The 16,068-nt window shown below is 46.1% G+C and carries 14 protein-coding genes; 6 read left to right on the forward strand and 8 right to left on the reverse strand.

The window, feature by feature from the left end; translation table 11 throughout:
* The gene (locus QUB33_RS00290) at positions 1-618 is read right to left on the reverse strand and encodes a triacylglycerol lipase (RefSeq protein WP_333345755.1); all 618 of its coding nucleotides are present in this window, start codon (positions 616-618) and stop codon (positions 1-3) included.
* A gap of 318 nt (positions 619-936) precedes the next feature.
* Here QUB33_RS00290 and QUB33_RS00295 point away from each other — a divergent pair, with 318 nt between their 5' ends.
* Positions 937-1,398 (forward strand): hypothetical protein, encoded by a 462-nt coding sequence (locus QUB33_RS00295; RefSeq protein WP_333345758.1) that lies wholly within the window; start codon positions 937-939, stop codon positions 1,396-1,398.
* Between the two features lie 104 nt (positions 1,399-1,502).
* Here the strand turns inward: QUB33_RS00295 and QUB33_RS00300 are convergent, their stop codons facing one another.
* From QUB33_RS00300 to sir, 5 genes are all read right to left on the reverse strand, one after another.
* Entirely contained in the window at positions 1,503-2,660 is a 1,158-nt protein-coding gene (locus tag QUB33_RS00300; protein WP_333345761.1) for a tetratricopeptide repeat protein, read from the reverse strand.
* Positions 2,661-3,142: 482 nt separating this feature from the next.
* A complete protein-coding gene (locus QUB33_RS00305) occupies positions 3,143-3,607 on the reverse strand; it encodes a hypothetical protein (RefSeq protein WP_333345764.1) in 465 nt (154 codons plus the stop codon).
* A gap of 241 nt (positions 3,608-3,848) precedes the next feature.
* Positions 3,849-4,259 carry a lysozyme inhibitor LprI family protein gene (locus QUB33_RS00310; protein WP_333345766.1) on the reverse strand — a complete coding sequence of 137 codons (411 nt, stop codon included), beginning with the start codon at positions 4,257-4,259 and terminating at the stop codon, positions 3,849-3,851.
* 47 nt (positions 4,260-4,306) lie between these two features.
* Positions 4,307-5,083, reverse strand: a complete 777-nt coding sequence (locus QUB33_RS00315; protein WP_333345769.1) for a 16S rRNA (uracil(1498)-N(3))-methyltransferase — start codon at positions 5,081-5,083, stop codon at positions 4,307-4,309.
* Between the two features lie 261 nt (positions 5,084-5,344).
* The gene (gene sir / locus QUB33_RS00320) at positions 5,345-7,336 is read right to left on the reverse strand and encodes a sulfite reductase, ferredoxin dependent (protein ID WP_333345772.1); all 1,992 of its coding nucleotides are present in this window, start codon (positions 7,334-7,336) and stop codon (positions 5,345-5,347) included.
* Between the two features lie 297 nt (positions 7,337-7,633).
* Between sir and QUB33_RS00325 the strand changes: the two genes are divergently transcribed.
* The gene (locus tag QUB33_RS00325) at positions 7,634-7,882 is read left to right on the forward strand and encodes a chlororespiratory reduction protein 7 (RefSeq protein ID WP_333345775.1); all 249 of its coding nucleotides are present in this window, start codon (positions 7,634-7,636) and stop codon (positions 7,880-7,882) included.
* Positions 7,883-8,020: 138 nt separating this feature from the next.
* Here the strand turns inward: QUB33_RS00325 and QUB33_RS00330 are convergent, their stop codons facing one another.
* Together QUB33_RS00330 and QUB33_RS00335 are read right to left on the reverse strand one after the other, a co-directional pair.
* Entirely contained in the window at positions 8,021-8,401 is a 381-nt protein-coding gene (locus QUB33_RS00330) for a hypothetical protein (RefSeq protein WP_333345778.1), read from the reverse strand.
* A gap of 118 nt (positions 8,402-8,519) precedes the next feature.
* Positions 8,520-9,674, reverse strand: coding sequence for a glycosyltransferase family 4 protein (locus QUB33_RS00335; RefSeq protein WP_333345781.1), 1,155 nt, complete (start codon positions 9,672-9,674; stop codon positions 8,520-8,522).
* An 846-nt stretch (positions 9,675-10,520) separates the two neighbouring features.
* Here QUB33_RS00335 and QUB33_RS00340 point away from each other — a divergent pair.
* From QUB33_RS00340 to QUB33_RS00355, 4 genes are all read left to right on the forward strand, one after another.
* Entirely contained in the window at positions 10,521-11,567 is a 1,047-nt protein-coding gene (locus QUB33_RS00340; RefSeq protein WP_333345784.1) for an ABC transporter substrate-binding protein, read from the forward strand.
* Positions 11,568-11,743: 176 nt separating this feature from the next.
* Entirely contained in the window at positions 11,744-13,288 is a 1,545-nt protein-coding gene (locus QUB33_RS00345; protein WP_333345787.1) for a sugar ABC transporter ATP-binding protein, read from the forward strand.
* Entirely contained in the window at positions 13,285-14,289 is a 1,005-nt protein-coding gene (locus tag QUB33_RS00350; protein ID WP_333345790.1) for an ABC transporter permease subunit, read from the forward strand. Before QUB33_RS00345 ends, QUB33_RS00350 begins: the two co-directional genes overlap by 4 nt.
* Positions 14,290-14,337: 48 nt before the next feature.
* Positions 14,338-15,972 (forward strand): iron uptake porin, encoded by a 1,635-nt coding sequence (locus tag QUB33_RS00355; RefSeq protein ID WP_333345793.1) that lies wholly within the window; start codon positions 14,338-14,340, stop codon positions 15,970-15,972.
* Positions 15,973-16,068: the final 96 nt, after the last annotated feature.

A 16,068-nucleotide genomic window follows, 5' to 3' on the forward strand; every position in this document is an offset into this window, starting at 1 on the left:
TTAAGTGGGAATTTTATTTTCAATAGGTGCTTTGAGTTCTTCAACTATTGCGTTAATACTTAGGGGTTCTGTCACCATTTGGCGGTGCAGCAAAACGTTGACTTTAACTTCTTTACCTACTGGCATTTGGGAGCTGTTCGCCGGTACAATCATTATGTCAAATGGCGTCCACATTGATGTAAAGTTTATGCGTTTGAGCATTGTCACATCTTGATTCAAATCGCGCAGCAAGCCACTATCGGGGCGCATATCCAGGTATCCTGGTAGGCGTAGGGAATAAGCGGTGAGGGTGCCGTGGTGGGGGGAAGATAGGGTGATGAAACGCTGTACGCGGTTGATTCCTCCGAGTCGCTGGACGTAGTAGCGACTGACGATGCCGCCCATGCTGTAGCCTACTATGTCTAAAGGCTGTTCGGGAGCGAAGGTTTCAGAGATGTAGTCTGCGAGTTGCTTGGCGAGTAAGTCAAGGCCGAGGCTGCCATCGTTGGGGGTGAGGTTGAGGCTGTGGACTGACCATCCGAGTTGGGTGAGGCGGGCGGACATTGTGTTGAAAATAATCTTTGTGTCCCAGATGCCGTGTATGAGGATGACGGGATTGCGATCGAGCGAACTGTTCATTTGGAAAGAAAATTGCTTGCTAATTACAGCATAAATCACTCCCCTAGGGAGTTTTACCCCTAGTAGGACAGCTAGCGAATCGGATCGAGGTACGATCGGCAATGAGTGGGAATCCCTAACAAATTCTGAGATACTTTGTAAATAAGTGCAAAGCACTGTGAGTATTTATACCTAAAATTTGCTTTGATGAGGTAGCTTAGATATAGGCAAATGTAAATTTTGATGAATAAATGTAGACAAAGGTTGCCCTAGCTCGTAATCTAACTTTGTTGACAAGCTTGTACAAATTTCTCTAAAAGAACAAAAGGAGTAAGTCTAATGTTTGGTTTTATCAAAAATTTCTTCGGCGGTATTTTCGGCTTTTTCGGCAGACTGTTGGGCTTGAAAAAGTCTGAATATTTCCTTGATTTGGGCGAATCGGGAGCTAAGGAACCAGCAAAAGTTTCGCCTGCGAAGGCTGAGCCTGTTGCGATCGCACCGGCAAAAGTTGAGCCTGTTAAGTCTGAGAAGTCTGAGAAGTCTGAACCGGCTAAGAAGGCTAAGGTAGAGAAAAAGTCTCAGAAAGACAAAGAACCAGTCGCTAGCGTTCCTGCTAATACTCCCGAACCTGCGAAGGTACCTGCAGCGGCAGCAACTAACGGGAAAGTGCCGAGTCAAGCTGAACCAAATCGGACTTTTGCTCCTAATAATTTAATGCCGACACCAAATGGAAGTCGTCGCACCCCTGGCCCCAGCATGAACAATTTCCGGGAAATGGCCCGTCAGGTGAAAACGAAATAGGAAATTGGGAATTTATAATAGGGAATTGGGCATGGGATAATTCCCAATGCTGGCGTTAACAAATTAAAAATGGGATTCCTCATTTTTAATTTTAACTCTTTGTTCTATTCCCTATTTTCTGGGTTTCTGAGGAAGGCTAATCCGCTGTATAGCTGAAAAGCTGAGTCCCAAGGAGTTTCGGATTTGCGCTCGACTTCTATATGAGATTCGATCTTGCTTAACATATTAGTGTAATCGAGCACTGTCTCGGCAAAGGGCGTAAATTCTGACCAAACTGTAACGTCAAGCTGGCGATCGAATATTTCCAGTAAGTTATTCCAGTTAATTCGGGTAGTATTTTGAGGAATCTGTTGAGAGTTTTTGACTCTAGATGTTTTGTTTTTCGGGTTCGCTGAAGTGGGGATATCAGCAGAAGCTTTGGTGAAGTCAACTCCTTGTTGAAATTCGTAACTTTGGTCGCAAATTCGCAGAATGCAGTTTCTGCTGGGAATGTGTAAGTCACAGATTTGAGCGTAATCTTGCCTGATTTCTCTGTGGCGAAATTGCTCCTTTCTTCGGTTGGGGGAGTAGTCCATGACTTCGATGAACATCGGCAACAAGCCTTCTACTCTTTGGGTAACTTCTGACCAGTTAAATTCGATCGCACCGAGTCGATCGAGTTTATCTTTGCAAACAACGGCTGGGGAAGAGAGAGACTGGAAGTGCTGCACTCGGAAGATTTGGATTTTTTGAATATCGCTTAGGGTTGCCCAAAATACGGGAATGCCTGCGTTGAGGAGTTCTTTACCGTAAATTCGGAGTTCGGCAATGGGGCCTGTTTTGTAGAGTCTCCAGCCGCGGCTTTGGATTTGCATCCGGGTTGTGTAGGCGTCGATTTTAAAGATTCTGCTAATATTTTGAATGGCTGCGGGTTTTTTTTCAGGGCTAACTGGTTCGAGAATGAGGAGTCCCGGTTCGAGGTTGCTGGGGTCGTTTTTGGCGGTTTGTATGGCTTGTTGGCGGAGGTTTTGTTGTGCGGTTTCCATCCGTTGAATAGCTTGGCGGGTCTGGGAGACGATTTTGGGGTTGGTGATGTCGCGGAGTATTTGTTTGTAGGTTGTTTGGGCTTTTTCGAGGTTGTTGGTGAGTTCGTAGTAGCGGGCGATGTAGTATTGCACCCACGGATTTTCGGGGGATTCTTTTTGTAGTTGTTTGATGAGTTGGGCAGCTTGTTTGTAGTCTTTACCCTCTAAGGCGGCTGCTATTTGGTTGATGTCTGTCATGGCTGTTGCGGGAATGGCGTTGTTTCTATCTTGGCTGATGTTTGGTTGGTTCCGCCACTGGTTAACAACTTTTGCTTTTATTTTAGTTTGGGATTTTGGGCTGTTGAGAAAAATTAAGATTTGGATTTTTTAACCGCAGATGAACGCGGATGTGTATAGATGGATGTTGAGTGGATGTAAAAAAAATATAAGTTAAAGTTGATTGGAATTAATGCTTAAGCTGTAGGAACCTTTGCTTGTGCGATCGCCTCCTTTAACAACTATTTTATAAGTACCGTTACTAGGCAATTTTATGGTGAGTTGAGACTCTCGGCGATTCTGGGAGTTGCCTGTTGTTTGGGCAATATTTTTGCCGCTGGTGTCTAACAGTGCTATGTTGTGGTCGAATGCTCTGCTTTTGAGGTCGATCGTAATAGGTTGACCAGCCCGTCCTTGGAAGGCGTGTTCGCGGGATTCGCCTTCTTTTAAGGTGTCTCGGCGCTCTAGGAGGGAGAGAGAGAGGTGACTTTTGGGCGCTCGACATTGCTCAAATCTAAGCGGTAATTTGTGGTTGTTGCACCAGGGCCATTTCCGTTTCTGACTGCGATGATAAAGGCTGTTTTGTTGTTGGGGTCTCGGACTATTTTGTCAATAAATTGGGATTGTATTTGTTTTGCTGTTAGAGGTTTAGGTTGGTTGAAGTTGGGTTTTGAGGTACAGAAAAGCACGGCTCCGTCTAGATAGCGGGCGGCGTAGAACCAGTAGTTTTGACCGTTAGCTGTAAACTCGTTTCTGCTAAAGATAGTGAATCTTTCAAGTTGCGGTAGTTGCTGATTGCGCTGGCAATTTTTATCGATGTAGATTTCGTTGGCTGATGGCTGTCGCTGGGCGAAAACTGCTGGTACGGTTGTGGTTACAATTGCTGAGATGAGGGTGAGGGTGAGGGTGAAGGGCGATCTGCTTTTCATAAATACTTGTTTCTATTTCTTGTTGTCAGGTCTTGTACGCTGTACTTCCTATTTTACAATAGTCCGGACAGTTTTTATATGGCCCAATGGCTTATGCTCGCTTGACTTTGACCCACTGTGGATAATTAAATCAATGTCACCTCCACCCCTGACTTACATTTAATTCGACTTTTTTATGCTCCTTGCCCCGCGTAAGCTTGTAGTATCGTTCCAAAAACTGTCCGGAGTATTGATTTTATCTCTATTTTAAATACTGTTCTAGTTCCGCAGTGCGCTGTTTCGTCATGCGATCCAAACATTCATTGAGGAAACCTCCATAACCCGTACCGCCACGACTTTTATAAACTTCAAATTCACAGGTTTTATCTCTTAACTGAATCCACCCTAATTGTGCTTCGGAAAGTAGCCCCCGCTCTTCGCCGCTCAATTGGGAAATCAGTTGTTTGTAAACCTCGTTCAGTCGTTTGTCCGAGGCTTCGTACCTCAACCGAATACAAGCTCTGACTTGCACATCTCCTTGCGGGCGATCGCAATTAATCTGTTGAGCAATGGGAAAGCTCGGAGATTGTGCAGAAACTGATGTTGTACCGAAAATTGCCAAAAGCGCGATCGGCCAAAAGAGCGATCGACCTTTCCTCAACTCTATTTTCATTCCCCGTCAACCCACCTATCTGATGAATTGTTTGTTATTTGTTGATATTAGCACTTCTCAAATGCCGCGCCAACTAAAGATAAAGCCACAATCGGAGCTGTCACCGCTCTTAAAATTCTACTCCCCAAAGAAACAGCTTCAAAACCAAATTCGATCGCCCTTTTCACCTCACCCTCAGTCCACCCACCCTCCGGGCCAACAGCAATCACAATCGATAATTCTCCCCCAGCCGGGGGCGGGCACGGGGGCACCGCCCCTACAAAGGGGGGAGCGAAACTACCAATCAAACAATCCGACAAATGCCGATTGTCACCGCGAGCCACACAAATAAATCGATATTTTTGACCGCAATCTTTGACAGCAAGCTCAAACGAAACAGGCTCTAAAATGGTCGGCACAATTTGCCGTTCGGACTGTTCCGCTGCCTCTGCAGCAATTCTTCTCCACCGATCGACTTTTTGATCGCTTGGTTTGAGCAAAGTTCGATCGCTCGTTACCGGCACAATACTTGCCACACCCAACTCCGTCGCCTGCCTCACAACCTCGTCAAAGCCGTTTCCCTTGGGCAATGCCGCCATCAAAGTCACCTCAACGGGTAGCTCCCTGTTAACAGCAATTTCCTCGGTTATGGAGGCAATTAACCCTGTTTCCTGGGCTTCTAGGACTGCTAACCACCAATGTCCTCGGCCGTCCATCGCAATAAATCGATCGCCCGCTTGCAAACGTAGCACTCTATTTAAATAATGCTGCTGTTCTCTAGTTAAGTCGATTTTGCGATCGCAAATTTGAGCGGCAGTAACTGCTAATCTTTGTAATTGAGGCATTGAATTTGGGATTGTTCGTTTTCTATTAGATATTTTTTTATTTAACCGCAGAGAACGCAGAGAACGCAGAGGAAGAGAGAATGAGAGGAGATAGGCAGGCGGGGTTTCAACAGTTAAAAAAACAATAAAGGCAGAGCATCTACAACTGGAATTATCTTACAAATTCAAGTTTTTTTCTGCAAATGCTCTGCCTTTATATTATTGTTGCCCGAAGTCTATTGAATACAATCGAAAATCACAAAGCGCAAATTTAAAATCGGCTTATGCTTCCTCCTTAATCTTCTTTAAATAAGTGGAAATCGCCTCTGTAGCTAGTTGTGTAATCGGCTTGCCCTGACGGGCTGCTTCTTCCTTGAGCTCGTTGTAGATTTCATCGCGGACGCTAATTCGACGGCGGACTTTGCCACCGGTAGCAGTGGCAGCGTCGTTCCCGTCATCGTTACTAGACGTAACTTCTAATTCATTTATCTCAGTTGTCATCGAGTCAGCAGATTGGTAGTTGGTTACAAATTGACGGATAGATTCTAACCCGACGCGATCGCAAAAATTGCCAAAACTCTCGCTCAGTTGCCGTTTTTGCTTGAAATAAACAAAAATCGGCTCCAGAAAAGCTTCAAAATCCTTGACGTGCAGCTTTTCCTCAATTGGTTTTGCCAGCCGCGTTTGCTCGGGAGAACCGCCCAGCCAAATCTGGTAGGATTCCGGCGAACTCCCGACAAACCCCAATTCTGCCATATAAGGGCGGGCGCATCCATTTGGGCAACCAGTCATCCGCACCACCAAATGCTCGTCTTCCAAGCCCACTTTGGTTAAAAGCGCCCGAATCCGTTCTAAAATGCTCGGCATCACGCGCTCAGATTCGGTAATCGCTAACCCGCAAGTCGGCATTGCCGGACACGCCATCCCATAGCGCACCAATGGGTCGATCGCAGTTTCCCGCTGAATGCCACATCGATCGAGTATTCCCTGAATTTCTTCTTTAATATCCGGCGAAATATCGTAAATCAGCACGTTTTGGTGTGGCGTCGCCAGTACCGGCAAGTTGTACTTCTGCACAATTTCCCGCAAAGCAGTTTTTAGCTGAAATGAACCTTCATCCTTAATCCGGCCATTATCCACAGAAATGCCGACAAACAGCTTGCCGTCTCCTTGTTCGTGCCAGCCCAAGAAATCAAAATACTTCCACTCAGGCAGCGGTTTAAAGGCTTCTAGCGGCTTGCCAAAATATTCTGCTACTTTTTCGCGGAACCACTGTACGCCTTTGTCGTTAATCAGGTACTTCAGCCGCGCGTGCCGTCTGTCTGTGCGATCGCCAAAATCTCTTTGGGTTGCTACAATTGCCTTGACCAAATCGTAAACATCATCCTTGGCAACATAGCAAATCTCATCAGCAACCCGCGCAAAAGTCTCTTCTTTATTGTGAGTACGGCCCAAACCGCCGCCTGCAAACACGTCAAAACCTTGCAACTCGCCAGCTTCATTGGTAATTACCACCAAGCTCAAATCCTGAGAGTACAAGTCAATTGAATTGTCTCCCGGCACGGTAACGGAGCACTTGAACTTGCGCGGCATATAATGGCTGCCGTAAATCGGTTCTTCTTTGTCGTCGCTAAAGATTGTGCCGTTGCCGTTTTTCTGTCTCGCCGCCTTCACTGCGGGGTCTTCCTCGGCCGACACAGCTTTTTCGCCATCCAACCAAATTTCGTAATAAGCACCGGTTTGCGGCGTTAGCAAATCGGCGACATTGCTGGCGTATTGCAGCGCATACTTGTATTCTGGACGATTTTTGTACGGTGCTGGCGGTGCCATGATGTTGCGGTTCAAGTCGCCGCAAGCTCCCAAGGTTGACCCCATATTTTTAATAATTGAGGAAAACACTGCTTTAAGATTTTTTTTCAACACGCCGTGCAGTTGGAAACCTTGGCGCGTTGTGACGCGGATCGTCTGGTTGCCGTATTCTTCAGATAGCTGGTCTAAGGCTAAGTATAATTGCGGCGGAGTGAACCCGCCGGGATTGCGGGTGCGGAGCATGAACTGATAGTCTTTTTCTTGTCCTTTAACTCGATTGTCGCGGTTGTCTTGCTGGTACGAGCCGTGAAATTTGAGAATCTGAATCCCGTCTTCGGTGAAGTGGGTAGTTTCTTGTAACAGTTCAGTCGCAACGGGTTCTCGTAAATAGTTGCTGCGTTCTTTCAGACCTTCTGATTTAGAGGGCTTGCGCGCAACAGGGGTTGAAGTGGAAGATGTGATCATAGGAATGTATAGTGCCAGTTATAATTAGATACAGCCGATCGAAGATTTCTTGACAATTTGACACTTGACAAATTTGCACTTGACAAATCTCCTCAGAAATGCTGTGTCGGATCTGTTGACAACTCGGTTAACAAGTCAGTTAACAAGTAAGTTAATAACGGTAATCCGCTAGGAATTCTGATGGTGCTAATTGTAACACGATCGAGCCGGGGCTGGAAAATTGTAATTAAGAGTTTATACTTTCGCTCGCTTAAGTGTACGAAACTTTAGAAATAATTAACCTCAACCTTTGAAACTATGTCACTGTATGACGAAGACACGTTTGTGGTCTTAGAAACAAACCAGCCAGAGCAGTTTTTGACTGTGGCGGAACTGTTAGAAAAGCTGAAAGCCGTGTTAGCCGAGGAACACGAAGATTTGCCGCAGGACGTGCATAAAATATCTGGCGTGGAAGCTCAAGCCAAGTATTTAATTGATACTTATTGTGAATTAGATGTCGGGCCGGGAAAATTTTTGCAGTGGTACGCAGTGCGTCTAGAAAAGTAATTTTCGGCATCGGGCATCGGGCATGGAGAATTGGTTATTAGAACCAACAAGTAACAAATAGCAAATAACAACAAACAAATAATAATCAACAACTAACTCATGCCCTATGCCCTATGCCCAATTCCCAATTCCCAATGGTTAATCTTCCAACTGTTGAACCGAGGATACTTCAACGGCGGTAACATCGATCGTACCGGGCGGTGTCAAGCGACTAAAATGACCTTCCTCTATTTGCAGAGGTTCGCCGCAGTTGACACACTGAAACTGAGTTTGATTTAAAGCTGTAAATTCGTATTGACAAACTGGACAATTGTCCTCAATTAAATTGCGTTTCAGCCACCACTGAAGCGCAAAAAATGCGACCACAGGCGTCAGCAACAAAAAAGCTACTAAAATCAACGCTGATTTAACTATCCAACCCAAACCAATTGACACCAACAAACACGCGATGCCCAGCAGTATCAGCCAATTGCTAATACGGGGTAGCTTGAAAGATATTTTGGGGGTGCCTTGGTTCACGGTAGTCTCCTTGGGTGTCTTTGCAGGTAGGCATAACTCTATCCTACTCAGAAATTCAGGCGGTCGATCGAGTTAATTTTCCTATTGTACACGGAGAAACCGCTCTCTACGTTATAAGTTAATCAGAGTCAGAGGGTGGAAAAATTCCTTGTAACGATTGACAAAGGCATTCAAAACTAAATCTTGCGAGGGTTTGTTCCCTCAACCAGCGGCGATCGCACCTTTTATCTTCCCCTCGCAGCATTTCCACACAAGCAACCGCTACTGCTTCTGAATCTCGGTGAGGAACTCGCCATCCCAGTTTACCATCTTGCAGCGGATCGGCAGACCCGTCCGTGTCCCCCGCGAGTACGGGTACTCCGCAAGCCAGCGCTTCCAAATAAACTATACCGAACCCTTCCTGGGAGGGCATTACATAAGCATCGGCCAACTGGTAATGTGCTGCTAAATTTTCTGTCGGTACAAAACCCGCAAATATTACTCTTTCGGCCACTCCCAAATCATCAGCGAGTTTGGCTAATCTAGATCGATCGTCTCCGCGTCCAATAACTAAGTATTTCACATTCGGAAAAGTTTTGGCTATTTGTGCCAAAGCTTGAATTGTGACATCGACGCCTTTGTAAATATCGCTCGATCGCAATCTGGCTACAGTCATCAATATTTTAGCACCAACCAAATTGTACTGCTCTAATAAATCCTGTGGCTTGGGCCCATTCGTAAATATATTTTCATCTACCGTACAAGGCACTATGTGAAATTTTTCGGGATTTAATTGGTTAATTTCGCAAGTGCGATCGCGCGTGTACCTGCTAATAGTCCAAATACTGTCAGCTTTCCTCATTGCTGTTTGATATTTGGGAGCAAGCGGTTCCCAAACTTCCTTACCGTAAGTTAAAATCGTGTAGGGAATTCCCAGCGGCTGGCATAAAGTTTGAATTAGCGGTGCCAGTTTGATGTGACCGCAAAAAACCCGCTGTGTTCGTTTTTGCAGCAAGCGAGTTAATAATAGTGTAGCAAACTTAAGACGGTCAAACCCGGGATTCTCGCTTTTGAGGTAATAAAATTTCAGATTTTTTGACTCGTAAGGATTGTTGCAGTCTTCCGAATCTCGCAACAGCAATACTTCAGCTTGTGGCGGTGAGTTTGTCCCTACGGTTATGGACAGGTAAGCTTTGAAAATGTCTTTAACGTAGGATTGAATGCCGCCTTCGCTGGCAAATATTTCTAGGAAGCAGAATAGGTGATTTGCCGATCGCATCTCAGATTTACCCATTGACACCGCAGACAATTATTGCAGTATATAGCAATCCTAAATCATCTGTGAATTTCTTACTCCCTCCCCTTACTAAGGGGAGGGTTGGGGTGGGGTAAAAAATTTACGACTCCTGCAAGGATTGCTATAGTGATTTTGCCAATCCGGGCGGCCATTATCCAGAGCTTTTAAACCATGTCACGATCGCTGTAGTGGCAGGTTTGACAGGCAAATATTTGACTCGCCTAATCTCACCGTTGGTTTTGAGCGACACTCTGCTTTTTAACTAGCTGCATGGGTGAGCGCGAGGCTTTGCTTTTAGTTTACTAGGATCTACCGTTATTAACTGTAAACTTCATGATTTTTTACAATATCCTACCCCAAGTAAAATTTAAGATTTATTGAGTTGGCGCGGCTCGTCCGAGCAGACTGAGGATTAGCAGATGGCTGCCGATCGACGTGATCGCATTTTTAGTTTTTGGTGAAAGTATGGTCTATCCAAAGATAGATATAGAGCCAGTATGTAACTGTTATCATCAGCAACATAGAGAGTTAAATTTAATATGACTCGACCAGGTTTTAAAAGCAATTTCTGAAAGATTTTGTCGAAAATATTCTCATAAAACTTTTTCACACATTGAAAAAAATTAATGCTCATAAAGCATTAAAAAAAATCAATATTGTTGATTATTTTGGCATCGAGGAGATAGTTTAAATATTCATATCTTTTCGTTAAAAAAAGTAGTCGGGCGAGCCGAGTGAGAAAGTTTTACGAGCAGAAAATCAACACGATCTCGTACAATCATGTACAAAGAAAAGCGGATCACCTAAAACATTAGGTGTTCGAGCTTAAACCTAACAAAGCTAATGTTAGGTTGGCAACGTCATATTTACGCGCGACTCTCTCCAAACCAGCCTTCATTGGAGTTTGAGGTGAAACGAGTAACGATCGCACTCAGTCTTTTTAGTCTACTCAGCAGCACTTTGGCCAGTTGCACCGCAGCTTCCCAGAACGCTCAAAACAGCACACAACCAAGCAACTCCGAACTCTCATCAGTTGCTGTAGCAGTCCGCGACCTCGGCAATCCATTTTTCGTACAAGTTGGCAAAGGTGCTGAGGCCGAAGCCAAGAAAATCGGCGGTGCAAACGTGAGGACAACTCTCGTTTCCAGCGGCGACGATTTAAATCAACAATTTAATCAAATCGAAAACTTTATTGCCTCTAATGTCGGCATGATTGTACTCAATGCTGCTGACACCAAAGGCATTGCACCCGCTGTCGAAAAAGCCAAGCAAGCCGGAATTCCGATAATTGCAGTTGATACCGCCGCCGAGGGAGGCGTTGATGCCACAGTTACTTCAAATAACGTGCAAGCTGGCGAAGTAAGCTGTCAATATATAGCCGATCGCTTGAAAGGAAAAGGCAGCGTTGTAATTATCAACGGGCCTCCCGTCGCTTCAGTCGTCGAGCGAGTTCAGGGGTGCCAGAGTGTCTTCTCCAAATATCCCGATATTAAAGTTCTTTCCAAAGATCAGAACGCAGAAGGCAGCCGCGATGGCGGATTGAGAGTGATGAGTGATGTCCTTACTTCCTTCCCAAAAATTGATGCTGTTTTTGCAATTAATGACCCCTGTGCCATTGGTGCAGAATTAGCCGCCAAACAGGCACAAAGAAGCGAGTTCTTTATTGTGGGAGTCGATGGTGCACCTGAAGCTTTAGATGCCCTCAAGCAGAACAACAGTCTCTTTGTGGCTACAGCAGCTCAAGATCCATTTCGCATGGCAGCCAAAGCAGTTGAAGTCGGGAACGAAATTCGGAAAGGAAACAAGCCAGCCAATCCAAACATTCTGATTCCAGTCGCGCTGATTGATCGCGAAAACGTCCATCAACATAAAGGCTGGACCAGCGAATAAATCAGAACTGGCGGGAAATCGAGTTGTTTGCGAAAATACTTCGTTTTAGTAGTCCTGCCGCTATTGCTAGGGGTAAGGTGCGGTTCGGCGCACCCTACAGATAAATCTGCCATTAATTCCACACATTGATGGAGCAAACCTCGACTTGTAATTCGCATAAAATTACGGTATTTGCGATGGTAAATAGCACTCAAGATTCAATTAAAACTAAGCCCGTCCTCGAAATGCAAGGTATTAAAAAAACCTTTAACGGTTTTGTAGCCTTGCACGATGTAAATATCACCGTTTACCCGGGCGAAGTCCACGCCCTCATGGGGGAAAACGGCGCGGGCAAAAGTACGCTGATGAAAATTCTGGCGGGAGCCTACATAGCCGATGCAGGCGAAATCAGAATTGACGGCAAAGCCGTTAAGATGACAGACCCCGCTCAAGCCAGAGATTTAGGGATAGCGATTATTTATCAAGAACTCAATCTTGCCCCCAATCTGACAGTTGCTGAAAACATTTTTATGGGCAGCGAACTCAAGAAAGGAGGTACATTTTTAGACCAAGATGAAATGCGGCGCAAGGCATCTGAGGTCTTGAAAAACCTCGATGCAAATTTTGAAGCTGGAGACCTGGTTTCGACACTTTCAATTGCCGAACAGCAGCAAGTGGAAATAGCTAGGGCGCTCAAACACAACAGCCGAATTTTAGTGATGGATGAGCCGACGGCCGCGCTTTCAGACCGCGAAACAGATAAGCTTTTTGAAGTGGTTCGCCGTTTGCGGAATGAGGGCATTGCTATTATTTATATCAGCCACAGAATGGCAGAAATTTATGCCCTTGCCGATCGCGTGAGCGTCATCCGAGATGGCGGGTATATTGGCTCTCTTGAAAAGCACGAAATTTCGGCCGAACGCCTGGTGGAAATGATGGTGGGTCGTTCTTTACAGGATTTGTACGAAAACAAGCATCAAATAACACCGGGTGCGGTTGTTCTTGAGGTAACAAATTTAAGCGACGGCCACAAAGTAAAGCCTGCCACTTTTCAACTTTATGCGGGCGAAATTCTGGGTTTAGCGGGTTTAGTTGGCGCTGGCAGAACAGAACTTGCCCGCCTAATTTTTGGTGCCGATCGAAAGACAAGCGGTGAAATCAAACTCGAAAATCGTCCTCTCAATGTCTCGACACCCAATGAAGCAATGGCAGCCGGAATTGCTTACGTGCCAGAAGATCGCAAGGCTCTAGGACTATTCTTGGAGGCAAGTTCTGGTGAAAATATTACCATGAATGTCCTCGATCGAGAAGCAAAAGCTGGGATTATTAACTCAAATTTTCTGTTGAAAGTTGTCAATGAGGCTATTAATAATTTGCAGATTCGCCTTGCAAGTCCGAGCATCAGGGCAATGGATCTTTCTGGGGGAAATCAGCAGAAGTTGCTGCTAGCGCGTTGGTTGGCTATCAACCCAAAGGTACTTTTGCTAGATGAACCGACGCGGGGTGTGGACATTGGCGCAAAAAGCGAAATTTATCGAATTATTAGCGATTTGGCAGCCAAAGGTGTAGCTATTTTGATGATTTCCAGCGAATTGCCGGAAATTGTGGGAATGAGCGATCGCGTCTTAGTGATGCGAGCAGGAAGCCTCGTCGGTGAAGTAGGCGGCTCGACTGGGGAAAAGATTACGCAAGAAAACATTATGGCTTATGCCACTGGTGCAAAAGAGGTAGTAAAATCATGAGTCAAACGCAAACAAAAACCAGCAGAAGTTCAGGGAGCGATCGGCAGAAAGCGAGCAAAGTCGTAGCTTGGAAAAATTTTGTCCAAGTTGCCGGTATCCTGCCGATTTTGGTGGCTATCTGTGTGATTTTTTCCCTGGTAACGCCCAACTTTCTTTCCGTAGGAAATTTTATCAATGTCATTCGGCAAGCATCGATCAATATTGTCCTAGCTACGGGCATGACTTTTGTGATTTTGACTGGCGGAATTGACCTTTCTGTCGGGTCAATTTTGGGCGTGACGGCAGTTGTCGGGGTGCTGGTTTCTTTAGTTCCAGGTCTGGGTTGGTTTGCTGTACCGGCGGCGTTAATAGCCGGAGTCTTTTTGGGATTGCTTAACGGCTCGCTAGTTGCCTATTTAGGTTTGCCTCCGTTCATCGTCACCCTCGGTTCTTACACAGCTTTGCGGGGAGTTGCTTATTTAGTCGCTAACGGCACTACCGTTATCAATAGAAATCTGAATTTTGCTTGGGTAGGTAACAATTATGTCGGTCCAATTCCTTGGTTGGTTATTATCGCCTTCCTCGCTGTTCTAGCGAGTTGGTTTGTCTTGCGGCGGACTGTTCTCGGGAGGCATATTTACGCCGTGGGAGGCAACATCCGGGCAGCACGATTGACAGGTATTAAGGTGAGTCGGGTGCTGTTATTTGTCTATGGCGTTAGTGGGTTGCTTTCTGGTTTAGGTGGAATTATGAGCGCGTCGCGCCTTTACAGTGCGACGGGGATGTTGGGGCAAGGCTACGAATTAGATGCGATCGCTGCTGTAATTTTGGGAGGAACGAGTTTCACAGGTGGAATTGGCACTATTTGGGGTACTTTGCTCGGGGCTTTAATTATTGCCCTGCTCAACAATGGACTAACTCTCATGAATGTGTCTTTCTTCTGGCAGTTAGTTGTGAAAGGTCTGGTGATAATTATCGCAGTGACGATTGACAAAGTTCGCACCGGGTCAAGCGCAGCGTAAAGGTATTGCTAATTCGGTCGATCGGTTCCTTATGCGGAGCTTCGTCCTATGCACATCCAGCATTTTCCTCACCTGATTACTGCTTTTATACTGGGAACACCGGGTGTATTTCTACTAACATCATCCCCAATTTTTGCGGCACCAATTGATAGGTTAGTTGCTCCTGAACCGTTAAATACCTTGGCAGAAAAACCTTTAGCGCAGGTGAATTCTGTCTCTCAACTCTCGGATGTAAAACCGACTGACTGGGCGTTTCAGGCGCTGCAATCTCTAGTAGAACGCTACGGCTGTATAGTCGGTTATCCCGACGGCACCTACAGAGGAAACCGTGCGATGACCCGGTACGAATTTGCAGCAGGATTGAATAGCTGTCTCGATCGAGTCAGCGAACTAATTGCCGCCGGAACAACCAACCTGATTACTCGGGAAGATTTAGCGATCGTCCAAAAACTGCAAGCAGAATTTGCAACTGAATTATCGGTGTTGCGGGGTCGAGTCGATGCTCTCGATGCACGCACAGCACAACTAGAAGCGAATCAGTTCTCCACGACAACTAAGCTGAATGCGGAAATTATCGTGGTGGTAACAGATACCTCGGGTAACAGTGTTGGGGACTCGCGCGATCGCACCAACACTATTGTTGCCAACCGGGGCAGATTAAATTTGGAAACCAGCTTCACCGGTCGCGATATGCTGAGAACCCGTTTGGAATTCGGCAACTTGGGCAGGAGGATTGCCGATGAGACGGGTACAAATATGACGGCCTTGAACTTTGATGGCAATGTCGATAACACAATCACCGTCCCTCACGTATTATATGTAACGCCGCTGACCTCTAATCTGGCGCTGACTGTCGGCCCCACAGGTGTTGGCTATCCCGATATTACGGATTTGCTGACTCCTCCAACGATCGCCAGCGATAGTCAGGGAATTCCCTCGAAGTTCGGACAATACAATCCCCTCTACCGCCGGGGAGGTGGCGGTGCTGCTGTCAACTGGACGATCGTCAAAAACCTCACCCTGACTGTGGGCTATGTAGGCGGAAATCCCAATCTCTCGCAGCAAAGTAACGGTTTATTCAACGGTTCCTACAATGCTCTGGTTCAGCTTGCCTACCGGGGCGATCGCGGAGCCATTGGCGTAGCCTATTCTCGTACCTTTGCACCAAGCGGTAAAGCCGATATCACAGGCGGTACGGGCAGTTTTCTGGCTGCGCGACCGTTTGGCAACAATATTGCTACATCCAGCGATTCTGTTGGCCTACAAGGATTCTACCGCCTTGCTCCCCGCTTACAAGTTCACGGTTGGGGCGTTTATACTCGCGCCAATGCAGAAAATTCCGGTGTTAGCAGCGTTTCTGATGGTAGAGGTGGCGTGGTTTTGCTAAATGTTGACGGCGGCGATCGCGCCGATATTGTGTATGCAGCGATCGGGATAAGTTTCCCTGATGTTGGAGGTGAAGGCAACCTACCCGGGATTTTGGTGGGTTTGCCAGGTCGCGTGACGAGCAGTAATGTGCGCCGCGAGCGAGATACTTCCTATCACATTGAAGCGTTCTATCGCTTTCAGGTCAACGACAACATTTCTATCACCCCTGCTGCTTGGGCCGTTGTTAATCCTGAGAATGACAGCCGCAACGACACTCAATGGGTTTGGTTGCTTCGCACTGGCTTTAACTTTTAAGCGGAAAGATATTTTAGTAACCTAGTCTTGGACGCAAAAACCCAGTTTCTTGACGTAATTGCCTCATTTGAGACGATAATCGCGAGAAACCGGGTT

It is taken from the genome of Microcoleus sp. B3-A4 (genome assembly GCF_036705385.1).
In the GTDB taxonomy this organism is placed as follows: Bacteria; Cyanobacteriota; Cyanobacteriia; order Cyanobacteriales; family Microcoleaceae; genus Microcoleus.